At 71.2% G+C, this 23,680-nt stretch carries 22 protein-coding genes and 1 pseudogene; 8 read left to right on the top strand and 15 right to left on the bottom strand.

The genetic code is table 11. From position 1 onward, the window contains the following. The first annotated feature begins 81 nt into the window (after positions 1 to 81). The 3 genes from AAW13_RS09185 to AAW13_RS09195 all read left to right on the top strand — a co-directional run bounded on the left by AAW13_RS09185 (position 82) and on the right by AAW13_RS09195 (position 1,391). Positions 82 to 279 (top strand): hypothetical protein, encoded by a 198-nt coding sequence (locus tag AAW13_RS09185; protein ID WP_046730104.1) that lies wholly within the window; start codon positions 82 to 84, stop codon positions 277 to 279. Between the two features lie 154 nt (positions 280 to 433). Next, positions 434 to 904 carry an SHOCT domain-containing protein gene (locus AAW13_RS09190; RefSeq protein WP_046730105.1) on the top strand — a complete coding sequence of 157 codons (471 nt, stop codon included), beginning with the start codon at positions 434 to 436 and terminating at the stop codon, positions 902 to 904. Positions 905 to 962: 58 nt separating this feature from the next. Continuing rightward, the gene (locus AAW13_RS09195) at positions 963 to 1,391 is read left to right on the top strand and encodes a DUF7144 family membrane protein (RefSeq protein WP_046730106.1); all 429 of its coding nucleotides are present in this window, start codon (positions 963 to 965) and stop codon (positions 1,389 to 1,391) included. Between the two features lie 76 nt (positions 1,392 to 1,467). Here AAW13_RS09195 and AAW13_RS09200 read toward each other — a convergent pair whose 3' ends face one another. Continuing rightward, positions 1,468 to 2,349, bottom strand: a complete 882-nt coding sequence (locus AAW13_RS09200) for a LysR family transcriptional regulator (RefSeq protein WP_046730107.1) — start codon at positions 2,347 to 2,349, stop codon at positions 1,468 to 1,470. A gap of 178 nt (positions 2,350 to 2,527) precedes the next feature. Between AAW13_RS09200 and AAW13_RS09205 the strand changes: the two genes are divergently transcribed. The 3 genes from AAW13_RS09205 to AAW13_RS09215 all read left to right on the top strand — a co-directional run bounded on the left by AAW13_RS09205 (position 2,528) and on the right by AAW13_RS09215 (position 5,468). After that, positions 2,528 to 3,415 (top strand): SDR family oxidoreductase, encoded by an 888-nt coding sequence (locus tag AAW13_RS09205; protein ID WP_046730108.1) that lies wholly within the window; start codon positions 2,528 to 2,530, stop codon positions 3,413 to 3,415. Positions 3,416 to 3,508: 93 nt separating this feature from the next. Continuing rightward, entirely contained in the window at positions 3,509 to 4,975 is a 1,467-nt protein-coding gene (locus AAW13_RS09210) for an AlkA N-terminal domain-containing protein (protein ID WP_046730109.1), read from the top strand. Between the two features lie 10 nt (positions 4,976 to 4,985). After that, a complete protein-coding gene (locus AAW13_RS09215; RefSeq protein ID WP_046730110.1) occupies positions 4,986 to 5,468 on the top strand; it encodes a methylated-DNA--[protein]-cysteine S-methyltransferase in 483 nt (160 codons plus the stop codon). Here the strand turns inward: AAW13_RS09215 and AAW13_RS09220 are convergent. Both AAW13_RS09220 and AAW13_RS09225 read right to left on the bottom strand, forming a co-directional pair. Then, positions 5,465 to 6,193 carry an SIR2 family NAD-dependent protein deacylase gene (locus tag AAW13_RS09220; protein WP_046730111.1) on the bottom strand — a complete coding sequence of 243 codons (729 nt, stop codon included), beginning with the start codon at positions 6,191 to 6,193 and terminating at the stop codon, positions 5,465 to 5,467. The two genes, AAW13_RS09215 and AAW13_RS09220, sit on opposite strands and share 4 nt — an antisense overlap. 79 nt (positions 6,194 to 6,272) lie before the next feature. Beyond that, positions 6,273 to 6,768 (bottom strand): annotated as a pseudogene (locus AAW13_RS09225) (NUDIX domain-containing protein). A gap of 297 nt (positions 6,769 to 7,065) precedes the next feature. Between AAW13_RS09225 and AAW13_RS09230 the strand changes: the two are divergent. Continuing rightward, complete coding sequence (locus AAW13_RS09230) at positions 7,066 to 8,184, top strand: glycerate kinase (protein WP_046730112.1); 1,119 nt, start codon at positions 7,066 to 7,068, stop codon at positions 8,182 to 8,184. Between the two features lie 10 nt (positions 8,185 to 8,194). Here the strand turns inward: AAW13_RS09230 and AAW13_RS09235 are convergent, their stop codons facing one another. The 10 genes from AAW13_RS09235 to AAW13_RS09280 all read right to left on the bottom strand — a co-directional run bounded on the left by AAW13_RS09235 (position 8,195) and on the right by AAW13_RS09280 (position 20,644). Further along, the gene (locus tag AAW13_RS09235; RefSeq protein WP_052768580.1) at positions 8,195 to 9,427 is read right to left on the bottom strand and encodes an alpha/beta fold hydrolase; all 1,233 of its coding nucleotides are present in this window, start codon (positions 9,425 to 9,427) and stop codon (positions 8,195 to 8,197) included. Between the two features lie 226 nt (positions 9,428 to 9,653). Continuing rightward, a complete protein-coding gene (pssA, locus tag AAW13_RS09240; protein WP_046730113.1) occupies positions 9,654 to 10,478 on the bottom strand; it encodes a CDP-diacylglycerol--serine O-phosphatidyltransferase in 825 nt (274 codons plus the stop codon). 22 nt (positions 10,479 to 10,500) lie between these two features. Next, positions 10,501 to 11,157: a phosphatidylserine decarboxylase gene (locus AAW13_RS09245; RefSeq protein ID WP_071659492.1), complete on the bottom strand. Its 657-nt coding sequence runs from the start codon at positions 11,155 to 11,157 to the stop codon at positions 10,501 to 10,503. Positions 11,158 to 11,326: 169 nt separating this feature from the next. After that, the gene (locus tag AAW13_RS09250) at positions 11,327 to 12,532 is read right to left on the bottom strand and encodes an acyl-CoA dehydrogenase family protein (protein WP_046730115.1); all 1,206 of its coding nucleotides are present in this window, start codon (positions 12,530 to 12,532) and stop codon (positions 11,327 to 11,329) included. 3 nt (positions 12,533 to 12,535) lie between these two features. Then, positions 12,536 to 13,048 carry a MaoC family dehydratase gene (locus tag AAW13_RS09255; RefSeq protein WP_046730116.1) on the bottom strand — a complete coding sequence of 171 codons (513 nt, stop codon included), beginning with the start codon at positions 13,046 to 13,048 and terminating at the stop codon, positions 12,536 to 12,538. 15 nt (positions 13,049 to 13,063) lie between these two features. After that, positions 13,064 to 14,026 carry an HpcH/HpaI aldolase/citrate lyase family protein gene (locus tag AAW13_RS09260; RefSeq protein WP_046730117.1) on the bottom strand — a complete coding sequence of 321 codons (963 nt, stop codon included), beginning with the start codon at positions 14,024 to 14,026 and terminating at the stop codon, positions 13,064 to 13,066. Next, positions 14,023 to 16,071, bottom strand: coding sequence for a protein meaA (locus AAW13_RS09265; RefSeq protein ID WP_046730118.1), 2,049 nt, complete (start codon positions 16,069 to 16,071; stop codon positions 14,023 to 14,025). Before AAW13_RS09265 ends, AAW13_RS09260 begins: the two co-directional genes overlap by 4 nt. Positions 16,072 to 16,088: 17 nt before the next feature. After that, positions 16,089 to 17,432 carry a crotonyl-CoA carboxylase/reductase gene (gene ccrA, locus AAW13_RS09270; protein WP_046730119.1) on the bottom strand — a complete coding sequence of 448 codons (1,344 nt, stop codon included), beginning with the start codon at positions 17,430 to 17,432 and terminating at the stop codon, positions 16,089 to 16,091. A 409-nt stretch (positions 17,433 to 17,841) separates the two neighbouring features. Beyond that, complete coding sequence (locus AAW13_RS09275) at positions 17,842 to 18,654, bottom strand: TetR family transcriptional regulator (protein WP_046730194.1); 813 nt, start codon at positions 18,652 to 18,654, stop codon at positions 17,842 to 17,844. A 184-nt stretch (positions 18,655 to 18,838) separates the two neighbouring features. Continuing rightward, complete coding sequence (locus tag AAW13_RS09280) at positions 18,839 to 20,644, bottom strand: 3-hydroxyacyl-CoA dehydrogenase family protein (protein WP_046730120.1); 1,806 nt, start codon at positions 20,642 to 20,644, stop codon at positions 18,839 to 18,841. Between the two features lie 380 nt (positions 20,645 to 21,024). Between AAW13_RS09280 and AAW13_RS09285 the strand changes: the two genes are divergently transcribed. Continuing rightward, positions 21,025 to 21,600 carry an adenylosuccinate lyase gene (locus AAW13_RS09285; protein WP_071659493.1) on the top strand — a complete coding sequence of 192 codons (576 nt, stop codon included), beginning with the start codon at positions 21,025 to 21,027 and terminating at the stop codon, positions 21,598 to 21,600. 13 nt (positions 21,601 to 21,613) lie between these two features. On the opposite strand, the gene AAW13_RS09290 is transcribed toward AAW13_RS09285, so the two are convergent. Together AAW13_RS09290 and AAW13_RS09295 are read right to left on the bottom strand one after the other, a co-directional pair. After that, positions 21,614 to 22,012: a RidA family protein gene (locus tag AAW13_RS09290; RefSeq protein ID WP_046730122.1), complete on the bottom strand. Its 399-nt coding sequence runs from the start codon at positions 22,010 to 22,012 to the stop codon at positions 21,614 to 21,616. A gap of 65 nt (positions 22,013 to 22,077) precedes the next feature. Continuing rightward, a complete protein-coding gene (locus AAW13_RS09295; protein ID WP_046730123.1) occupies positions 22,078 to 23,643 on the bottom strand; it encodes an alpha/beta hydrolase in 1,566 nt (521 codons plus the stop codon). Positions 23,644 to 23,680: the final 37 nt, after the last annotated feature.

Raw genomic sequence — 23,680 nt, forward strand, 5'->3', positions numbered from 1 at the left:
TGCGCCGGGTGAGGCAGGCGGTGGCCCCGCGAGCGCAGGATCACGGGACAGACCGCAGCACACCGCGGCGGGAGACGGCTCATGCACTACGAGATCCGCGTCGAAGGGGCCATGTCGGAGACGCTGACCCAGGCCTTCCCGGAAATGGAACACGTCACGATGTCCGGCCAGACGGTCCTGTTCGGTCCCGTCATCGACGAGGCACAGCTGTACGGCCTGCTGAACCGCTGCCTGTCACTCGGGCTGCGGGTCGTGGAGATGCGACGGCGCCCGGAGTGACCGGGCGCGGCGGCCGCGGTGCGGGAGACCGCCCCGGGCCGCCCCGGGCGGCGCACGATCACCCGCACAGGGTGAGGAACCCCGGCGTCCACCCTGCGCACCCTGAAACCGCAGAGCGCGGCCGACCGGCCGGTGCCGTGGACGGAGGACACAAATGAGCGCACAGACCTACCTCGCGTACGACTATCCGCTGCTGAGCGCCTTCTGGACCATGCTGTGGCTCTTCCTGTGGATCATGTGGCTCGTCCTGCTGTTCCGGGTCATCGTGGACATCTTCCGCGACGACTCGATGGGCGGCTGGGCCAAGGCCGGCTGGCTGGCCCTCTGCATCGTGGTCCCGTTCCTGGGCGTTCTCGTCTACGTGATCGCCCGTGGCAAGGGCATGGGGCAGCGCGAGATCTCCCAGGCCCGCGACCAGCAGAAGGCGTTCGAGTCCTACATCCGGCAGACCGCCCAGGGCGCCCCCGCCGGCACCAGCAGCGTCGACGAACTGGCCAGGCTCTCCGAGATGAAGTCCCGCGGCGACATCTCGGACGAGGAGTTCCGCAGGGCCAAGGCACTGGTCCTGAGCGACGCCGGGCCGGCCCAGCGTTCCACCGCGGTGCCCACCACCCACGGGCGCTGAGCACACGACGAGAGACCGACGAGAACAGAGAACGACGAGAACGAATCGAGGCAGGCGCATGACCGCGACACATCCCGCGCACCACCCGCACACCGCCAAGATGCAGTGGGCCGGCGGACTGACGGCCTTCTCCGCCGTCATGCTTATGATCGCCGGCCTGCTCGCGGTGTTCCGGGGCATCATGGCGATCGCACAGGACGACGTCTTCGTGACGACGCCCAACTACGTGTTCAAGTTCGACCTCACCAGCTGGGGCTGGATCCACCTGGTCCTGGGCGTGATCGCCGTGGTCGTCAGCATCGGCCTCTTCCAGCCCGCCGCGTGGGCCCGCGGCGCCGGTGTGGCCATCGCCGCGCTGGTGATCATCGCCAACTTCCTGTCCCTGCCGTACTACCCGGTGTGGTCCGTGGTGATGATCGCGCTGTCCGGATTCATCATCTGGGCACTGTGCGTGGTGCGGAGCGACGACTCCGCGGACACCGCCTGACGGCGCGGGCGCGAGGGCCGCGGCCCTCTCCGTCCGCGCCGCCCGAGGGGCCTGTCGCCTCAGCCGCGGCAGGCCCTCAGGCGGTGCCGGCGGGGATCAGGTGGGTCCGGGCCGCGCGGTGGAACGCCGGGAACAGCGGATGGCGGTGGCCGGCCCGGGCGGCGAGGACCACCTGGAGGGGGTCCGCGTCCTCGACCGGGACGGCGGCGATGTCCGGCCGCAGGTGGCCCGCGAAACCGGCGGGCGCCAGGGACACCACCTCACCGCTCGCCACCAGCTCCAGCTTGTCCTCCAGGGTCTCCACCACGGGACCCGGACGGGTGTGGCCGGCGGGATTCGCCCCGATCCGGTCCGCGCCGGTGAAGCGGGGGAGCGGCTCGTCCGAGAAGTCCGCGAGGGTGACCGACTCCTTGCCCGCCAGCCGGTGCCCGAGCGGCACCAGCAGGATTCGCGGTTCGTCGTGGAGGACCGTGACGTCCAGGCCGTCGGCGGCGAACAGGAACCGGGTCACCACCACGTCGACCCGGTGGTCCAGCAGCGCTGCGCGCGGGTCGTTCCAGTCGAGGTGCTGGGCGCGGACGTCGGCCTCCGGATGCCGGTGGCGCAGCTCGCGGACGGCCGGGGTGACGATCGTGTGCGTGGTGAACCCGACGGTGTACGGCCCCTGCCCGGCGGCCGACCGGGCGCTCGCGGCGGCCCGGCCCGCGGTCCGCAGCAGCTCCCGCGCCTGGGGCAGGAAGACCTCCCCGGCCCCGGTGAGCCGCGTCCCGCGCGGGCCGCGGTCCAGCAGCGGCGCCCCCAACTGCCGCTCCAGGCGCCGGATCTGACGGCTCAGCGACGGCTGCGCGAGATGCAGCGCGTCGGCCGCGCGACCGAAGTGCAGTTCCTCGGCGACGACGGTGAAGTAGCGCACCAGGCGTAGCTCCAGGTCCACCGGCGGTACGGGGGAATCGGACACCCTGCGACTCTACCTCCGCCCCGGTACGGCCGGCCGTGAGCAGCGGCCCGGCCGGTGTGAGCTGTGGTCATGACCGGGCGGGCAACACCGGGTGCGGAACAGGTCTTGGACCCGGCACCGGCGCCGGGCGCACGCTGACGTCATCCCAACAGATCCACTCTCCCTGAGGTGATGTGTCATGCGTGTGTTCGTCACCGGCGCCACCGGCTTCATCGGCAGCGCGGTGGTCCGCGAACTGCTCGGCGCCGGGCACCGGGTGCTCGGCCTGGCCCGCTCGGACGCGGCCGAGAAGGCCCTGAAGGAGGCGGGGGCGCAGGCGTACCGCGGCGACCTGGACGACGTCGACGGGCTGCGGACCGCGGCCGCCGGGGCGGACGGGGTGGTCCACACCGGCTTCAACCACGACTTCTCCGACCCGCACGGCGCCCTGCGCACCGAACTCGCCGCCCTGGCCGCTTTCGGCGACGCCCTCGCCGGCTCCGGCCGCCCCCTCGTCATCAGCTCCGTGACCGGCCTGCTCACCCCCGGCCGCGTCGGCACCGAGGCCGACGGACCCGATCCCGCCGCGCCCGGCGCGCACCGTGGCGAGCCGGAGCGGGCCGCCCTGGCCATGGCCGGCCGCGGGGTCCGGGTGAGCGCGGTCCGGCTGCCCTCGGTGCACGGGGCGGGCGACCACGCGTTCCTGCCGGCGCTCATCGGCATCGCCCGCGACAAGGGCGTCGCCGCCTACCTCGACGAGGGGACCGACCGCTGGTCCTCCGTGCACCGCCTCGACGCCGCCGCGCTCTACCGCCGGGCCCTGGAGGCGGCCCCGGCCGGTGCCGTGCTGCACGCGGTCGCCGAGGACGACGTACGGCTCCGTGACATCGCCGAGGTCATCGGGCGCCGCCTCGCGGTGCCGGTGGTGTCCCTGCCGAGGGCGGAGGCGGCCGGCCACTTCGGCTGGCTCGGCCGCTTCGTCGGCAACGACAACCCGACGTCCGCCGCCGCCACCAGGCAGCGCTACGACTGGCACCCGGAGCAGCCGGGGCTCCTCGCCGACCTCGACCAGGACCACTACTTCTGAGCCTCCCGCGGTCCGAGGTCAGTCCACCTTCGTGTCGGATTCCCGCCAGCATCGGCCACCGCCGTGGTCGATGCTGGACCCATGCAGAAAGGGATGCACCTCGACCGTGAGCACTGCGTACGGGCCGTGCAGTCGAAGGACGCTCGGTTCGACGGCTGGTTCTTCACCGCGGTCCTGACCACCCGGATCTACTGCCGGCCCAGCTGCCCGGTGGTACCGCCCAAACCCGCCAACATGACGTTCTACCCGAGTGCCGCCGCCTGCCAGCAGGCCGGCTTCCGGGCCTGCAAACGCTGCCGCCCCGACACCAGCCCCGGCTCCCCGGAGTGGAACCAGCGCGCCGACCTGGTCGCCCGCGCCATGCGGCTGATCGCCGACGGGGTCGTCGACCGCGAGGGCGTACCCGGCCTCGCCGGCCGCCTCGGCTACAGCCCCCGGCAGGTGGAACGCCAGCTGCTCGCCGAACTCGGCGCCGGTCCGCTGGCCCTGGCCCGCGCCCAACGCGCCCAGACCGCACGTCTGTTGATCGAGACGACCGCCCTGCCGATGGCGGAGATCGCCTTCGCGGCCGGCTTCTCCTCGATCCGCACCTTCAACGACACCGTCCGTGAGGTCTTCGCGCTCTCCCCGACCGAACTGCGCGCCCGCCGCCCCAGGTCGGCACAACTGGCCCCCGGCACGCTCACCCTCCGTCTCCCGTTCCGCGCCCCCCTCAACCCCGACAACCTCTTCGGCCACCTCGCGGCCACCGCCGTGCCCGGCGTCGAGGAGTGGCGGGACGGCGCCTACCGGCGGACCCTGCGGCTGCCCTACGGCCACGGCATCGCCGCCCTCACCCCGGGACCCGACCACATCGCCTGCCGGCTCACCCTCAGCGACCTGCGGGACCTGCCCGTCGCCATCAGCCGCTGCCGTCGGCTGCTCGACCTGGACGCCGACCCGGTCGCCGTGGACGACCAGTTGCGCTCGGACCCGGTCCTGGCCCCGCTGGTGGACAAGGCGCCGGGGCGGCGGGTGCCGCGCACGGTCGACGAGGCCGAGTTCGCGGTCCGGGCCGTGCTCGGCCAACAGGTCTCCACCGCCGCCGCCCGCACCCACGCGGCCCGTCTGGTGACGGCCCACGGCACCCCCGTCGACGACCCCGAGGGCGGCCTGACCCACCTCTTCCCGTCCCCCGAGGCCCTCGCCGAGGTGCCCCCCGAGTCACTGGCGATGCCCCGCACCCGCCGGACCACCTTCACCACGCTGGTCGCCCGACTGGCCGACGGCACCCTCCACCTGGGCGTGGAGAGCGACTGGGCGGAGGCCCGCGCCAGGCTCCTCTCCCTCCCCGGCTTCGGCCCCTGGACGGTCGACGTCATCGCCATGCGGGCCCTCGGCGACCCCGACGCCTTCCTCCCCACCGACCTCGGCATCCGCCGTGCCGCCCAGGAGCTGGGCCTGCCCGGCACCCCGGCCGCCCTCACCGCCCGCGCCGCGGCCTGGCGCCCCTGGCGGGCCTACGCCGTCCAGTACCTGTGGGCGACCGACAGCCACCCCATCAACTTCCTTCCCGTGTAAGGACCCCGCCGTGAAGAACCACACCGTCACCGACAGCCCCTACGGCCCCCTCACCCTGGTCGCCGAGGACGGCACCCTGTGCGGCCTCTACATGGAGGACCAGCGCCACCGCCCGCCCGAGGAGACCTTCGGCGACCGCCACGACGGCCTCTTCGCCGAGGCCGAGGAACAGCTCACGGCCTACTTCGCGGGCGAGTTGAAGGAGTTCACCCTCGAACTCCGGCTGAACGGCACCCCGTTCCAGCGGAGCGTCTGGGACCAGCTGACCCGGATCCCGTACGGCGAGACCCGCAGCTACGGCGAACTCGCCGACGCCCTCGGCAGCCCCCGGGCCTCCCGTGCGGTCGGCCTCGCCAACGGCCGCAATCCCGTCGGCATCATCGTCCCCTGCCACCGCGTGATCGGCGCCGACGGCAACCTCACCGGCTACGGCGGCGGCCTGCCCCGCAAACAGCGCCTCCTGGACTTCGAACGGGGCGCGGGTCTCTTCTAGCGGGCCCGCAGTTCCGCGAGCAGCTTCGGCAGCGCCCCGCCGATCGGCTCCCGCACGATCTCGTCGGCCAGGTCGTCGTACGGCGTCGGTTCGGCGTTGACGATGACCAGCCGGGCGCCGTGGTCGGCGGCGACGCCCGCGAGCCCGGCGGCCGGCTGCACCTGGAGGCTGCTGCCCACCGCCACGAACACCGTGCAGGCCTTGCTGACGGCGAGCGCGTCACCGAGGACGACCGGGTCGAGGCGTTCGCCGAACATCACGGTCGCCGGTTTCAGGACGCCCCCGCACTCCAGGCACGGCGGATCCGCCTCACCGGCCTCGACCCGGGCGAGCGCGTCCGCCATCGGCCCCCGGGCACGGCACCGCGTGCACACCACGGCGCGCGCCGTACCGTGCAGTTCGAGGACCTTGCGGGCGGGCATCCCCGCGAGCTGGTGCAGCCCGTCCACGTTCTGCGTGATGACCCGTACCGGCGTCCCCGATTTCTCGAGTGCGGCGACGGCCAGGTGCGCCGCGTTCGGCTCGGCCCGCAGCGCCCCGGTCCTGAGCCGCATCTCCCAGGACCGGCGCCGGATCTCGGGATCCCCCATGTAGTACTCGTACGTCACGAGCTTCTCGGCACCGGGGTCCTTCCGCCACAGCCCGTCGGGACCGCGGTAGTCGGGGATCCCGGAATCGGTCGAGACGCCGGCGCCGCTGAGGACGGCGACGAGGGGCTTGGTCATGTGGTCGAGGGTAGGGCGGGGCGGCCGGCGGCTGCGAGCGGATATCGGCGGGGACGACCGCCGGCACCGGCGCCGCAATTCACCCGACCCGGTGACCGTTCTCCAGCTCCACCGGGCCCGAGCCGTCGGTGACGGCGTCCAGTGCGATCAGCACCCGGCGGCCGAGGGCACCGGCCAGATGGTCGGGGATCCGCTCGCGGGGGACCAGCCGCCAGGACAGCAGTTCCTCCTCCTGGAGGGTGATCGCCGCCAGGTCGGCGTCGGTGAGGACGCCGCCGTCGTACACGTACGCCACGACGGGCGGCCGGTCCGTGCCGTGCAACCCAGTCCACCGTCAGCAGCCGGCCCATCGGCCGGTCCAGGCCGATCTCCTCCAGGGTCTCCCGGCGGGCGCCCTGACGCGGGGTCTCGCCGTCGTCGGACTCGACGGTGCCGCCCGGCAGAGCCCAGCCCTCCCGGTAGTTGGGCTCCACGAGCAGCACCCGGCCCTCGGTGTCCCGGAAGAGCGCGGCGGCCCCGGCGAGGATCCGGGGGAGGCTCGCGATGTACGCGGCGTACGAGTCGGTGGTGGTCACCCAGGAAGGGTAACGAGGACGGCCCCGCCGGCAGCCCGCCGAACCGGTCCGTCTCCCGCCGGGCCGGTCCGTCTCCCGCCGGGCCGGTCCGTCTCCCGCCGGGCCGGTCCGTCTCCCGCCGGGCCGGGCGGCTCCCCGGCGCGCTCTCCCAGCGCCTTCCCAGGCGGCTCCCAGCCACCTCCCAGGCTTCGGACGGGGAATGACGGGGAGGGCGTCCTCCGGTTAAGGTCGCAGCGGCGCGACTGGCCTTGACGTGCGCGAGGCCCGGAGAGCAAGGGGATACAGGTGACACAGCGCGTGCTCATCGCCGCGGACAAGTTCAAGGGCTCGCTGACGGCCGTACAGGTCGCCGAGCGGGTCACGGCGGGACTGCGGCGGGTCGTGCCCGGCCTCGACGTGGCGGCCCTGCCCGTCGCCGACGGCGGGGACGGCACGGTGGCCGCGGCCGTCGCGGCCGGTTTCGAACGGCACGAGCGGCTGGTCGCCGGGCCGCTGGGGCAGGAGGTCACCGCCGCGTTCGCGCTGCGCGGCGACACCGCCGTCGTGGAGATGGCCGAGGCCAGCGGACTTCAGCGGCTGCCCCGCGGCGTCTTCGCGCCCCTCACGGCCTCCACCTACGGCTCCGGCGAGCTGCTGCGGGCCGCGCTGGACGCGGGTGCCCGCACGATCGTCTTCGGCGTCGGCGGCAGTGCCACGACCGACGGCGGCGCCGGGATGCTGGCCGCGCTCGGCGCCCGCTTCCTGGACGAGGACGGCGAACCGGTGCCGCCGGGCGGCGGTGCCCTCGCCGGACTGGCCCGCGCGGACCTGTCCGGGCTGGACCCGCGGCTCGCCGCCGTCGACCTGGTCCTCGCGAGCGACGTCGACAACCCGCTGACCGGCCCGAAGGGCGCGCCCGCGGTGTACGGGCCGCAGAAGGGTGCCTCGCCGGACGACGTGGAGCTGCTGGACGCCGCGCTGGCCAACTTCGCGAAGGTCCTGGAGACCGAGGTCGGCCCGCGTGCCGCCGAGTACGCGGCCGCGCCGGGTGCCGGTGCGGCCGGCGGCATCGGCTACGGCGCGCTGCTGCTCGGCGCGCGGTTCCGGGCCGGCATCGAGGTCATGCTCGACGTGCTGGGCTTCGCGCCGGCGCTCGCGGGAGCCACGCTCGTCATCACCGGCGAGGGCTCGCTGGACGAGCAGACGCTGCACGGGAAGGCGCCGGCCGGCGTGGCGGCCGCCGCCCGCGCCGCCGACAAGGAGGTCGTCGCGGTGTGCGGCCGCCTGACCCTGCCCCCGGAGGCACTCGGCCGGGCCGGGATCCGCCGCGCCTACCCGCTGACCGAGGTGGAGCCGGACGTGGTGAAGTGCATCGCCGACGCCGGCCCGATCCTGGAGCGTGTGGCGGAGCAGATCGCCCGGGACTTTCTGACCTGAGGCCCGGGGGTCAGTCCAGCGGGGTCAGCAGCCCGTCGTCGTCCCGGTAGAAGCTGCCGCTGGTCTGGTCCTCCACCCGGTGCTTGTCGAACCACTGCATGGACATGTGGTGGACGACCTTGGCAGGACGTTCCCAGACCATGGAGTGTCCCGCGTCGGCCAGCTCGAACATCAGCTTCTTGGGGCCCGGGATCGCCTCGTACAGGGCCGGCACGGAGAAGGTCAGAATCGCCGGGAGCGGTGGGCTCGGCGGGGTGTTGGCCGTCCGGTCCATGTCGCCGTAGACGATCATCACGGGCACCCGGTCGCCGAGGATGTACTTGCCGGCGGTGTCCTTGAGCGGGACGGTGTGGTTGTTCCAGCCCCACCAGTAGGTGTTCCGGTACCGGAGGACGCCTTCGGCGACGCCCGACGAGACGGGCCCCCAGGTGCTGCCCAGGCTGTCGTTGGCCATCATCGCGTCCCACACGATGTCGCCCATGTCGGGTTCCCGCTGGAGCGGGCTGGCCTGCTCCTTGTCCCAGCCGATCTTGAAGCCGGTCTTGCTGGCGACGTGCATCGGGAAGCCGAACAGGACGGCGGGCGTGGACACGGGCAGGGTGGCGGCCTCCGTCGGGCGTCCGAAGGGCTTCGTGGCGTTGCCGGACCACCGGCCGTCGGGCGGGAAGATCGGGGCCAGCAGGAAGAGGCTCTTGACGTTCTCGGGGTGCTGGAGGGTGTATGGGCCCATCACGAGAGCTCCGGCGGACCAGCCGACGAAGTCGATCGGCCCGGTCGTGCCGGTCTGGGCCTTGATGAACTTGACCACCGTGTCGAGCTCCGCCTGCTCGCTCTCCGAGTTGCCCAGCTGGGATCCGTACGGGGGGACGCACTTGGCGGAGAGCGGGTTGGGTACGAGGACCGACTCCTGCTGGGCGGGGTTGGCGTTGCAGGGTTGGTCCATCGGCAGCGGTCGCGGTGTCCGCCCGCTGCCCTGTAGGTCCATCAAGAAGACGTCGAAGCCGTGCTGGGCCAGCTGCTGCGCCCAGCTGTACCGGATGTCGGAGCCGCCGGGACCCGGGATCACGAGGTCGAAGCCCGAGACCGCGGGCACGCTGCGGCCATGGAGCATCAGGACGGGCGGTGGCTGGGGCCCGCCGTTCTTCCGGTACTCGCGCACGAACAGCTGTACCGTCTCGCCGGCGTTCACCGGGATCGTCGAGAGATGCGGGACGGCGTGGTCTTTGACCGTGAGCGCAGCCATGACTGTCCTCCTATCCGAAAGAGGGGGTAATCCCCATCCCCGAATGGGGACAAATCCCCGTAAAGTTCAACTCAATTCCACCGTCCTCCTCCGTTGCGCCCCGCGCAACTCGGCCCCGGACAGCGGTGGTTGAGTCGTCAAGGGCCGACGGCGTACGCCCTTGAACGGGAAACGGGTGTGGCCCGAGCCGTACGGCTCGGGCCACACCCGTCGGTCGTGCGGGGCGTCAGGGCAGCTGGGTCGCCCGCGCCTCGCGCCGGTTGTCGCGGAAGTTGTTCACCCGGCGTGCCGTGGCGAACAACGGGATCACCGCACCCGTCACCAGCTGGAGCGCGCAGCCGGTCTGGAGGAGCAGCTGGCCGCCCGGGGCGTCGAACGCCCAGGCCGCCAGGAGGCCCACCCCGAGCACGATCCAGGACAGCATCGCGACCGCGAGGCGGCCCCGCGGCTTCGGGTACTCGACCCGGCTCACCATCAGCCACGCCGTGCCGAGGATCGCGAGCAGAGTCGCGAAGAACGGCAGTTCCAGGAGCACGATCGAGACGACCGTCAGCGCGCCGAACGGCGACGGCATGCCCTGGAACATGCCGTTGGGCGGTGTCACGCACGAGAAGCGCGCGAGTCTCAGCACCACGGCCAGCAGCACCACGACCGCTCCGACCGCGGCCACCTTCTGGTACGCGTCGTCCGCCACCATGCCGTAGACGAGGACGAAGTACGCCGGGGCCAGGCCGAAGCTGATCAGGTCCGAGAGGTTGTCCAGCTCGGCGCCCATGGGGGAGGACCGCAGCTTGCGCGCCACCAGGCCGTCGAACAGGTCGAAGATCGCCGCGCAGAGCATCAGGATGACCGCGGTGGCGGCGCTGTGCCGCGCCATGCCCGCCGACTGGTCGTCCCCGGTGAGGTGCGGGATCAGGATGCCGGTGGTGGTGAAGTACACCGCCATGAAGCCGCACGTGGCGTTGCCGAGGGTGAGGGTGTCCGCTATCGAGAGGCGGAGAGAGAGTGGCATCTCCTCCTCGTCGTCGCCGATCTCGTCGGCTTCGGGCACCCAGCCCGCCTGGGTCTCAGGATCAATCACGGTCAATGCGAGTCACCCCAGCCACGGTCTTCTGGCCGACCTCGACCGCGACCTCCACGCCCTCGGGCAGGTAGATGTCGACGCGCGAGCCGAAGCGGATCAGACCGATGCGGTCGCCCTGCTCGACCTTCGTGCCCTGCGGGACGTAGGGCACGATACGGCGGGCCACCGCGCCGGCGATCTGGATCATCTCGATGTCGCCGAGTTCGGTGTCGAAATGCCAGACTACGCGCTCGTTGTTCTCGCTCTCCTTGTTGAAGGCGGGAACGAAGCCACCGGGGATGTGCTCCACCGACGTCACCTCGCCCGACAGGGGCGCGCGGTTGACGTGGACGTTGAGCGGGCTCATGAAGATCGCGACGCGGGTGCGGCCGTCCTTCCACGGCATGATGCTCTGCACCACACCGTCGGCGGGCGAGATGACGCGGCCCTGGGCGATCTCACGCTCGGGGTCGCGGAAGAACCACAGCATGCCCGCCGCGAGTGCGGTGGCGGGCACGGCGACGGCCTTCGCGGCACCGGAGCGACGGGCACGAAGGAGGCTGACGGCTGCGGTGGCGACGGTCGGGAGAAGCCACGGCGATGCTCCGCGCGCGAGGCGTACGCCGGCCAGGCTGTCTCGATGTGCAGAGGTTTGGCTGTGGGGCATGGATGACCTTCGTAGCGGATGATGCCGCGCGGGAATCGGGGACGGCGGCTTTCCGGGATCGTACCGGTCGGGGGCCACAACTGGGCAAGCCAGGAAGCCGAGTCGGCGGCCGAAGACCGTTGACGGGGTGTGATCTTCTTCTCGAAGAAAACACCCCGTACCGGGACAATCAGCCCTGGAATCGATACTCTTCGAGCAACCTCCGCCCGATGATCATTTTCTGGATCTCGGCGGTGCCTTCGCCGATCAGCAGCATCGGCGCCTCACGGTAGAGACGTTCGATCTCGTACTCCTTGGAGAAGCCGTAGCCGCCGTGGATCCGGAAGGCATCTTCCACGACCTCCTTGCAGTACTCGGAGGCGAGGTACTTCGCCATTCCTGCCTCAAGGTCGTTTCGTTCCCCGGAGTCCTTTTTGCGTGCGGCGTTGACCATCATGGCATGCGCGGCCTCGACCTTGGTAGCCATCTCCGCCAGCTTGAACTGGATGGCCTGGTGCTGGGCGATCGCCTTGCCGAAAGTGTGACGCTGCTGGGCGTACTGGACACCGAGCTCGAAAGCGCGCTGGGCGACACCGCAGCCGCGAGCCGCCACGTTGACCCGGCCGACCTCGACTCCGTCCATCATTTGGTAAAAACCTCGGCCGGTGACCCCGCCGAGCACCCGATCGGCCGGGATCCGCAGCCCGTCCATGATCAGCTCGGTGGTGTCGACGCCCTTGTAGCCCATCTTGTCGATCTTGCCCGGGATGGTGAGGCCGGGGCGGACCTCGCCGAAACCGGGCTCCTTCTCGACCAGGAAGGTCGTCATCGACTTGTGGGGCGCCGTACCCTCGGGGTGTCCTTCGTCACTCCGGACCAGGACGGCCACCAGGGACGAGGTGCCGCCGTTCGTCAGCCACATCTTCTGGCCGTTCAGGACGTACTCGTCGCCGTCCTTCACCGCCTTGGAGGTGATCGCCGACACGTCCGAGCCGAGGCCCGGCTCCGACATCGAGAACGCGCCCCGGATGTCGCCGGCCGCCATCCGCGGCAGGAAGTGCTCCTTCTGCTCCCGCGTGCCGTGCTGCTTGAGCATGTACGCCACGATGAAGTGCGTGTTGATGATCCCGGAGACGGACATCCAGCCACGGGCGATCTCCTCGACGCACAGCGCGTACGTCAGGAGGGACTCGCCCAGGCCGCCGTACTCCTCGGGGATCATCAGGCCGAACAGGCCGAGCTCCTTGAGGCCGTCGACGATCTGCTGCGGGTACTCGTCGCGGTGCTCCAGCTCGGTGGCGACCGGAATGATCTCCTTGTCCACGAAGTCGCGGACCGTGGAGAGGATCTCCTGCTGGACGTCGGTCAGACCGGCGGTCTGGGCGAGACGGGCCATCGCTTACTTCCCCTGTTCCTTCAGCTCGGGGCGGCCCGGCTGCTCGCCGCCGCGCTCCTTGATGTACGTCTCGGTCGGCACCATCACCTTGCGGCGGAACACGCACACCAGCGTGCCGTCCTGCTTGTAGCCCTTGGTCTCGACGTAGACGATCCCGCGGTCGTCCTTCGACCTGGACGGCCACTTGTCGAGCACGGTCGTCTGACCGTAGATCGTGTCGCCGTGGAAGGTCGGCGCCACGTGCTTCAGCGACTCGATCTCCAGGTTGGCGATCGCCTTGCCCGAGACGTCCGGCACGGACATGCCGAGCAGCAGCGAGTAGATGTAGTTCCCGACCACCACGTTCTTGCCGAAGTCCGTCGTCTTCTCGGCGTAGTTCGTGTCCATGTGGAGCGGGTGGTGGTTCATGGTGAGGAGACAGAACAGGTGGTCGTCGTACTCCGTGACGGTCTTCCCGGGCCAGTGCTTGTACGTCGCACCGACCTCGAACTCCTCGTACGTGCGTCCGAACTGCATCGCGCTCAGGGCTCCTTAGTCGACGGGGGTCTCGAACTTCGAGGTGCGCTGCATGCCGGCCGCCCGGCCCTTGCCGGAGATGACCAGGGCCATCTTCCGGCTGGCCTCGTCGATCATCTCGTCGCCGAGCATCGCGGAGCCCTTCTTGCCGCCCGCCTCGGACGTGTAGTAGTCGTACGCGTCCAGGATCAGCTCGGCGTGGTCGTAGTCCTCCTGCGACGGCGAGAAGATCTCGTTGGACGCCTCGACCTGGCCCGGGTGCAGCACCCACTTGCCGTCGAAACCGAGGGCCGCGGCGCGCCGCGCGACCTCGCGGTAGCCGTCGACGTTGCGGATCTGGAGGTAGGGGCCGTCGATCGCCTGGAGGTTGTTGGCGCGGGCGGCCATCAGGATCTTCATCAGGATGTAGTGGTAGGCGTCCGCCGGGTAGCCGGGCGGCTGCTCGCCCACGACCAGCGACTTCATGTTGATGGACGCCATGAAGTCGGCCGGGCCGAAGATGATCGTCTCGACGCGCGGGGAGGCCGTCGCGATCTCGTTGACGTTGTTCAGGCCCTGCGCGTTCTCGATCTGCGCCTCGATGCCGATCTTGCCGACCTCGAAGCCCATGGTCTTCTCGATCTGGGTCAGGAGGAGGTCCAGGGCGACCACCTGCTGGGCCGTCTGCACCTTCGGCAGCATGATGCAGTCGAGGTTCTGGCCGGCGCCCTCGACGACCGTGACGACGTCCCGGTACGTCCACTCGGTCGTCCAGTCGTTGACCCGCACCACGCGCGTCTTGCCGGTCCAGTCGCCCTCGTTGAGGAACTTCACGATGGTGTGCCGCGCCCCGGGCTTGGCGAGCGGCGCGCACGCGTCCTCCAGGTCGAGGAAGACCTGGTCCGCCGGGAGACCCTGTGCCTTCTCCAGGAAGCGCGGGTTCGAACCGGGTACTGCCAGGCACGAGCGCCGCGGGCGGAGACGGTTGACGGTCGTCATGCGGGGACCTCCAGGGGGTCGAGCTTGTTCGCTTTCCGGATCTCGTCGACGATGCGGCCGATGATTCCGGTGATGTCGAAGTCCTTCGGGGTGAAGACCGCGGCCACTCCGGCTTCCCTGAGCTGCGCGGCATCACCGTTCGGGATGATGCCACCGGCGATCACCGGTATATCTGTGGCACCGGCCACACGGAGTCGTTCCAGGACGTCCGGGACCAGCTGCGCGTGCGATCCGGAGAGGATCGACAGGCCGACCGCGTGCACGTCCTCGGCGAGGGCCGCGTCCACGATCTGCTCCGGGGTGAGCCGGATGCCCTGGTAGACCACCTCGAAGCCGGCGTCCCGGGCACGCACGGCGATCTGCTCGGCGCCGTTGGAGTGCCCGTCGAGACCGGGCTTGCCGACCAGGAAGCGCAGCTTGCCGCTGCCCAGGTCGCGGGCGGTGGCGTCCACCTTCGCGCGCACCTCGGCCAGCGCCGAGCCGGCTTCCGCCGGGACGGCGACCGGAGCCGACGAGACGCCCGTGGGCGCCCGGAACTCGCCGAACACCTCCCGCAGGGCCCCGGCCCACTCACCGGTCGTCACACCCGCGCGGGCGCACTCCAGGGTGGCCTCCATGAGGTTGTCGGTGCCCTTGGCGGCCTCCTTCAGCCGGTCCAGGGCCTTGCAGGGCCGCGGGTGGTTGAACGGCGGCTGGTAGCGGGTGTCCCGCCAGTGCCCGAGCGCCGCCACGACTCTCGCCTCGACGGCCGGGTCGACGGTCTGGATCGCGGTGTCCAGGTCGGCGGTGAGGGGGTTCGGCTCGGTCGTCTCGAAGATGTTGACGCCGACGATCTTCTCCTGCCCGGACTCGATCCGGGCGCGCCGCTCGGCGTGCGAGGAGACCAGCTGTGACTTCAGGTAGCCGGACTCGACGGCGGCCATCGCACCGCCCATCTCCTGGATCCGGTCGATCTCCGCGAGGGAGTCCGCGACCAGCTGGGCGACCTTCTTCTCGATGACGTGCGAGCCCTCGAAGATGTCCTCGTACTCCAGCAGGTCGCTCTCGTGGGCGAGCACCTGCTGGATCCGCAGCGACCACTGCTGGTCCCAGGGCGTCGGCAGGCCGAGCGCCTCGTTCCAGGCCGGGAGCTGCACGGCACGCGCGCGGGCGTCCTTCGACAGCGTCACGGCCAGCATCTCCAGGACGATCCGCTGGACGTTGTTCTCCGGCTGCGCCTCGGTCAGCCCGAGGGAGTTGACCTGGACGCCGTACCGGAACCGGCGCTGCTTGGCGTCCTCGATGCCGTACCGGTCGCGGGTGATCCGGTCCCAGATGCGGCCGAACGCGCGCATCTTGCACATCTCCTCGACGAACCGGACGCCCGCGTTCACGAAGAAGGAGATCCTGGCGACGACATCGCCCATGCGCTCCTGCGGGACCTGACCGCTGTCGCGCACCGCGTCCAGCACGGCGATGGCGGTGGACATCGCGTACGCGATCTCCTGGACCGGTGTGGCGCCCGCCTCCTGTAGGTGGTAGCTACAGATGTTGATCGGGTTCCACTTCGGCATGTGGGAGACCGTGTACGCGATCATGTCCGTCGTCAGGCGGAGACTCGGCCCCGGCGGGAAGACGTGCGTCCCCCGGGACAGGTACTCCTTGACGATGTCGTTCTGGGTCGTGCCCTGGAGCCTGGTGATGTCCGCGCCCTGCTCCTCGGCGACGACCTGGTAGAGCGCCAGCAGCCACATGGCGGTGGCGTTGATCGTCATCGAGGTGTTCATCTGCTCCAGGGGGATGTCCTGGAACAGCCGGCGCATGTCACCGAGGTGCGAGACGGGCACGCCCACCCGGCCGACCTCGCCGCGCGCGAGGATGTGGTCGGGGTCGTAGCCGGTCTGCGTCGGCAGGTCGAACGCCACCGACAGACCCGTCTGTCCCTTGGCGAGGTTGCGCCGGTACAGCTCGTTGGACGCCTCGGCCGTGGAGTGCCCGGCGTACGTGCGCATGAGCCACGGCCGGTCCTTCGCACGCGCCCCGTCGGCGATCTGACGCTCAGTCATCTATGACCTCGGGTGTCTCAGATGTTGCGGAAGCGGTTGATGGCGTCGAGGTGCTTGGCGCGCATCTCCTCGTCACGCACGCCGAGGCCCTCCTCGGGGGCGAGGCACAGCACGCCGACCTTGCCCTGGTGGAGGTTGCGGTGCACGTCGTACGCGGCCTGCCCGGTCTCCTCCAGGGAGTAGGTCTTCGACAGCGTCGGGTGGATCTTGCCCTTCGCGATGAGCCGGTTGGCCTCCCAGGCCTCGCGGTAGTTGGCGAAGTGCGAGCCGATGATCCGCTTCAGGGACATCCACAGGTAGCGGTTGTCGTACTCGTGCATGTAGCCGGAGGTCGAGGCGCAGGTGGTGATCGTGCCGCCCTTGCGGGTGACGAACACGCTCGCGCCGAAGGTCTCGCGGCCGGGGTGCTCGAAGACGATGTCGATGTCCTCGCCGCCGGTGAGCTCGCGGATGCGCTTGCCGAAGCGCTTCCACTCGCGCGGGTCCTGCTCCTGCTCGTTCTTCCAGAACTTGTAGTCCTCGGCGTTGCGGTCGATGATCGCCTCGGCGCCCATCGCGCGGCAGATGTCGGCCTTCTGCGGCGAGGAGACGACACAGATGGGGTTGGCGCCGCCGGCCAGCGCGAACTGCGTGGCGTACGAGCCGAGGCCGCCGCTCGCGCCCCAGATGAGCACGTTGTCGCCCTGCTTCATGCCGGCGCCGTTGCGGGAGACCAGCTGCCGGTAGGCGGTGGAGTTGACCAGGCCCGGGGCGGCGGCCTCCTCCCAGCTGAGGTGGTCCGGCTTCGGCATCAGCTGGTTGGACTTGACGAGCGCGACCTCGGCGAGTCCCCCGAAGTTGGTCTCGAAGCCCCAGATGCGCTGCTCGGGGTCGAGCATCGTGTCGTTGTGCCCGTCGCTGGACTCCAGCTCCACGCTGAGGCAGTGCGCGACGACCTCGTCACCGGGCTTCCAGGCGTTGACGCCGGGACCGGTGCGCAGGACCACGCCCGCGAGGTCGGAGCCGATGATGTGGTACGGCAGGTCGTGCCGCTTGGTCAGCTCGCTGAGCCGGCCGTAGCGCTCCAGGAAACCGAAGGTCGACAGCGGCTCGAAGATCGAGGTCCACACCGAGTTGTAGTTGACGCTCGACGCCATGACGGCGACCAGGGCCTCGCCCGGGCCCAGCTCGGGCAGGGCCACCTCGTCGAGGTGGATGGACTTGCGGGGGTCCTTGTCGCGGGTCTCCAGGCCCGCGAACATGTCCGTCTCGTCCTTGTGCACGGTGATCGCGCGGTACGACTCGGGGAGCGGCAGGGCGGCGAAGTCGGCCGGCGTCGAGTCCGGTGACTGGATCGCGTCCAGGATGGCCTGAGTGGTCACGGTGTTGCCTCCGGCGGTGTGCGCCCCTCCCGGGGGGAGGGGCGCTGAGGGTTACGGCGGTGCTGCTGAGGGTTTTGGGAAAGATGCCGTCGGTTCGGCGGGGATGGTGCTTCGGCAGCGCTTTGTGGCGCGGGAGGGTGCCTGTGACGCAGGCGTCCGACGGGGGAGCTGGTGGGCTCACCGGGACAGGCCGGACACCATCAACGTATGACACCGCGTGTCAGGCCGCAAGGCACTGAGTGCCATGACTTCGCCTCAGATGAAATCTTTACGTAACAAATGAGCGATGATCGATCGAACGGCCGCTGAAAGGTGCCTGAAAAGGTGCTCTGACATGCCAAAACGGCCACCCGGGCGGGTGGCCGTCATCACAGCGGCGAAGTGTCCGAGGACACTCCGGGAAGGTGACTCAGCGCTCCTTGAGTGCCTGCTCGATGGTCCGCATGACCTCGTCCAGCGGGGCGTCGGTCCGGGCCACCGTCACCAGTACCTCGCCCTGCGAGGCGACCGTGCTCGCCGCGGCCGGCCGCGGCGCGGTCTCGCGGCCCGCCCCGATCCCGTTGCCGAACGTCTTCCGCACGATCGCGAAGGCGTGGTCCAGCTGCGCCTCCACGTCGCCCTGTCCCCCCGCCCGCAGCCAGCGCCGCAGCACGTGGTTGTGGGCGGTGACCACCGCCGACGCGGCGACCTCGGCGAGCAACGGGTCGTCGTTGGCGTCGTCGGCGTGGGCATGCTCGTCGAAGTGGCCGAGGAGGTAGCGGGTGAAGAGGCGCTCGTAGCGGGCCACCGAGGCGATCTCGGCCTCGCGGAGGGTGGGCACCTCGCGGGTCAGCTTGTAACGGGCCACCGAGATCTCCGGCCGGCCCGCGTACATCTTCATGACTTCCTTGATGCCACGGCACACGGTGTCGAGCGGGTGCTCGTGCGCCGGGGCCGCGTTGAGCACCGCCTCCGCGCGGACCAGCGTGTCGTCGTGGTCGGGGAAGATCGCCTCTTCCTTGGAGCGGAAGTGGCGGAAGAAGGTGCGGCGGGCGACCCCGGCCGCGGCCGCGATCTCGTCGACGGTGGTCGCCTCGTACCCCTTGGTCGCGAAGAGCTCCATCGCGGCGGCCGCCAGTTCTCGGCGCATCTTGAGCCGCTGGGCCGCCGCGCGGCTGCCCGCGGCGCTCTCCGGCGCGTCGGGCGTGGCTGGGGTACGTGAGGACTTGGCGGGCTGGGACATGACCCGAACGTACTGCATGTGCGCAGCTCGATGCGCAGGCCCGGGGTTTCCCCCGCCCGCGGGGGACGGGGGGCCGCCGGGCCCGGCGGGCTGGAGACGGCCGTGCCGGGCGGGCGGGGGACGGCCGCCGGGGTCGAGCAGTCCGCCCCAGTCGTCCTCGTCCCGGAACCAGTCGCCGACGCCGTCAGCGGCGGGCATATTCGCGGAAGCCGCGGCCGGTCTTGCGGCCGAGGCAGCCCGCGGCCACCAGGTGCTCGAGGAGCGGCGCGGGCGCGAGGCCCGGGTCCCGGAACTCCCGGTGCAGCACCTTCTCGATCGCGAGCGAGACGTCCAGGCCGACCACGTCGAGCAGTTCGAACGGGCCCATCGGGTAGCCGCCGCCGAGCTTCATCGCCGCGTCGATGTCGTCCAGCGAGGCGTAGTGCTCCTCGACCATCTTGATCGCGTTGTTCAGGTACGGGAACAGCAGGGCGTTCACGATGAACCCGGCCCGGTCGCCGCAGTCCACCGGGTGCTTGCGGATCTTCGCGCACACCTCGCGGACCGTGGCGTGCACGTCCTCGGCGGTCAGCACGGTCCGGACGACCTCGACCAGCTTCATGGCCGGCGCCGGGTTGAAGAAGTGCATGCCGATCACGTCCTGCGGACGCGAGGTGGCGCGGGCGCAGGCGACCACCGGCAGCGAGGAGGTCGTGGTGGCCAGGACCGCGCCCGGCTTGCAGACCTTGTCCAGGGTCTGGAACAGCTGCCGCTTGACCTCCAGGTCCTCGGCGACCGCCTCGACGGCCAGGTCGACGTCGCAGAAGGCGTCGTACGAACCCGCCGGGGTGATCAGGTCCAGGGTCCCCGCGGCGGCCTCGGCGGTCATCCGGCCCTTGCCGACCGAGCGGTCCAGGGACTTGCCGATCCGGGTCTTCGCCGCCCGGGCCTTCTCCTCGCTGCGGGCGGCCAGGACCACCTCGTAGCCGGCCTTGGCGAAGACCTCGGCGATCCCGGAGGCCATGGTGCCGGACCCGGCGACGCCGACCGAGCGGACCGTGCGGCCCGGAGTGAGCGCGGCGCCGTCCAGCGGGGTCTGGGCGTCCCGGACGACCGTGGCGCTGCCGGGGGCCTCGTAGGTGTAGAAGCCGCGCCCGGACTTGCGGCCGGTCAGGCCCGCCTCGCTGAGCTGCTTGAGGATCGGGGCGGGGGCGTGCAGCCGGTCGCGGGACTCGGCGTACATGGCGTCCAGGACCGTGCGCGCGGTGTCGACGCCGATCAGGTCCAGCAGGGCCAGGGGACCCATGGGCAGGCCGCAGCCGAGCCGCATGGCCGCGTCGATGTCCTCGCGGGAGGCGTACTTCGCCTCGTACATGGCGGCGGCCTGGTTGAGATAGCCGAACAGCAGCCCGTCGGCGACGAACCCGGGGCGGTCGCCGACCGCGACCGGCTCCTTGCCCAGCTCGATCGCGAGGTCGGTGACGGCAGCGACGGCGCCCGGCGCGGTGAGGACCGAGGAGACGACCTCGACCAGCTTCATCGCCGGGGCCGGGTTGAAGAAGTGCAGTCCGAGGACGCGCTCGGGGTGGGCCGAGGCGGCCGCCAGGCGGGTCACGGAGAGCGCGTTGGTGCCGGTCGCGAGGACGGTGTCCGGGCGGACGACGCCGTCAAGTTCGCGGAAGATCTGGTGCTTGATGTCGTACGACTCCGGGACCACCTCGATGACGAGGTCGGCGTCGGCCGCGGCCGTGAGGTCGGTGCCGGTGCGGACCCGGGCGAGGACGTCGGAGCGCTCCCGCTCGGTGAGCCTGCCGCGCGCCACGGCGCGGGCGGTGGAGGTCTCCAGCGCGGCCACGGACCGGGCGGCCTGGGCTTCGCTGATGTCGATGCCGATCACCTGACGGCCGGCCCTCGCGAGGACCTCGGTGATACCGGTGCCCATGGTGCCGAGGCCGACGACGGCGACGGTGCGGAGCGGGGACAGGGAAGGGTCGGACTGGGGAGTGGCCATCGCGGGACTCCAGGAATGAGGGTGACGACTGGAAACGCGCCCCGGTGCGCCGAGGGGCGCACCGGGTGCGATAAGAAGCTGCGTGAATGCGGGTGTCGCCGGGCTGCGAGCGCACACGCCCGGTGCGGCCGCCACGGGCGCGCACACGCCCGGTGGCCGCGGATTCCGACCGGCCCTGTCCCGGAGCCGAGCCGTACTGCGGTACGAGGTACCGAACCGACCTTGGTGCTCACGACGGCTGCGTCACCAAACCGATGTGAGCGTTGCTGCGAGTGGGTGACTCGCTCGATTGAGCTTAACCGGCGGGTAACGAGCACGCCAGCCCCCCGACTTTGTGATGTACGTCCCCCTGTCCCGACAACCCCTCTACGCTGGGCTTCGTGGACGAAGAGTTGCGATCACTCACGGAGCGTCTGCGGCAGGAGTCGCAGGGAACGGCCGCCTACGACCGGCTTCTTGCCACCGAGGACCACGATGATCTGGCGGAGGTGCTGACCGCCGTCGGACAGCCCCTGTGGGCCAGGGAGCTGGCGGCGTACCGGCTCGGGGTGGCCGGGGACCGGCGGGCCTTCGAGACCCTGGTCCTCCTCCTCAACCACCGCGACCCGCCGCGCTGTGCCTCCGCCGCGCACGCCCTCGCCCGCCTCCAGGACCCGCGCACCGCCCGCGCGGCCGCCGCCCTCGCCACCAACGAACTGCGCGTCGCCTACGCCCTGCACCCGGTCCGCCTCCTGGTCGAACTGCGCGCCCCTGAGTCGGTCCCCGCTCTCATCACCACCCTGGAGCGCCGACTGCGCCCCCACGACCCCTACCGCAAGATCGCCCTCGCCTGCGTGGACGGCCTGGGCACCCTCGCCGACCCCCGGGCCGGCCGGGTCCTCAAGGAGGCCCTGGCCCATCCCACCCTCGCCGAGGCGGCGGTCCGGGCGCTGGCCCACATCCCGCGGCCGAGGTGACGGCCTCCGCCGGTCAGCCGGCGACCACCGCCAGCGCCTCGACCTCCATCAGGAACTGCGGCGCGACCAGGGCGGCCACCTGTACGGCGGAGGACGCCGGGAGGCGGTCCTCCGGTATGTGGGCGGCGCGGGCCGCGCGGAGGGCCGGCATGTGGGCCATGTCCGTGACGAAGTAGGTGAGTTTGACGACGTCGTCGAAGCCTGCGCCGGCCGCGGCCAGGCACCGGCGCAGGTTCTCGAAGACCTGTCCGGCCTGGGCGGCCGGGTCGCCCTCGCCGACCAGCGCGCCGTGTTCGTCCAGCGGGAGCTGCCCGGAGACGGCCACGAACCGGCCGGTGCCCGCCACCACGTGCGTGTACTGGGCGGCGGGGGCGACTCCGGCGGGGGCGGGGATGCGGGTCAGATCACTCATGCGTCCATGGTGGACCACGGGTGTGACAACACCCCCGCCGGACCGGTGCGTTCGGCGGGTCCGGCTCAGCGGCGGAAGCCCAGCAGGCCGTGCAGGGTCGAGCCGCGGGAGGTCGTCGAGGCCGTCTTGGTGGTGAGCGGCTTCGGGTCGGGACTCCTCCGGCAGACCGCGTCGGCCGTCCCGGCGCCGCGCGGGACCGTGCCGTCCGTGAGGTAGGCGGCGAGGTGCTTGTCCAGGCAGGCGTTGCCGCTGAGGCTGATGCCGTGGTTGCCGCCGCCCTCCTCGACCACCAGGCTGGAGCCGGCGAGGAGCCGGTGGGCGGTGACGCCGCCCTGGTAGGGGGTGGCCGCGTCGTCCGTGGCCTGGAAGAGGAGCGCCGGCGGGAGCTCGGCGTTGGCGATGTCCGCCGGCTTCAGCGTCTCCGTCGGCCAGTAGGCGCACGTCGCGTTGTACCAGGCGTTGTTCCAGACCATGAACGGCGCCTTCTCGTACGCCGCCCAGTTGTCCTTGCGCCACTGCTTCCAGTCCCGCGGCCATGACGAGTCCCGGCACTGGACGGCCGCGTAGACGCTGTAGCCGTTGTCGCCGGACGCGTCGACCGCGCCGAAGTCGTCGTACGCCTCGACCAGCGCGGCCGTCTTCCTCTCGTTGACGTACGCCGAGAACGCCTCGGCCAGGTAGGGCCAGTAGCCGTTGTAGTAGCCGCCGGGGATGAAGGTGTCCTCCAGTTCGGAGGCGCCCACCCTGCCGGCCGCCGGTTTCTTCGCCAGCGCCGCCCGCATGGCGTACCACTTGGCCTCGACCCGCTTCGGGTCGGTGCCGAGCCGGTAGACCGGGTCGTACTTCGCGATCCACGCCATCAGGGCACGGTGCCGGTCGTCGAACGCCCGGTCCTGGCCGAGGTTGTCGTCGTACCAGACGCCCGTGGGGTCGACGATCGAGTCCAGGACCAGGCGGCGGATCCGGTCCGGGTGCAGCTTGGCGTAGACCGCGCCGAGGTACGTGCCGTACGAGTAGCCGAAGTAGCTGATCTCGGGGGCGCCCAGGGCCTGCCGGACCAGGTCCAGGTCCTGCGCGGCGCTGACCGTGTCCAGGTACGGCAGCACGCTCGCGTACTTCCTGCCGCAGGCCGCCGCGAACGACCGCACCCGGTCGAGGTTCGCCTGCTCCAGCGCCGGGGTGGCCGGGACCGAGTCGGGGCGCACCGGCGCGAAGTAGCCGGGCGCGCAGTCGATCGCCGGGCCGCTCCTGCCGACCCCGCGCGGGTCGAAGCCGATGACGTCGTACCGGGCCGCCACCTTCTTCGGCAGTGCGGACGCCACGAAACCCGCCAGGGTCAGCCCGCTGCCGCCGGGGCCGCCGGGGTTGACCAGCAGCGGGCCGAGCGGGGCGGAGGCGGTGTGCGGGACCCGGGAGAGGGCGAGCGTGATCTTCTTCCCGCCGGGGTTCCGGTGGTCGAGGGGCACCTCGACCGTGCCGCACTCCAGGGTGGGGTAGTCGGTGGTGCCGCACTTCTTCCAGGTCACCGGAGACGTCTGGACGGCGGCCCGGGTGGTGGCGCTCGCGGGCGGGGCGGTGAACGACCCGGCCACGACGGCGGCGGCGCACAGCACGGCTGCGCGTGTTCGCATGGAGCCTCCCAGGACGGAGGGATCGCGGACCGCGCGT

The organism is Streptomyces humi (assembly GCF_001005085.2).
In the GTDB taxonomy this organism is placed as follows: Bacteria; Actinomycetota; Actinomycetes; order Streptomycetales; family Streptomycetaceae; genus Streptomyces; species Streptomyces humi.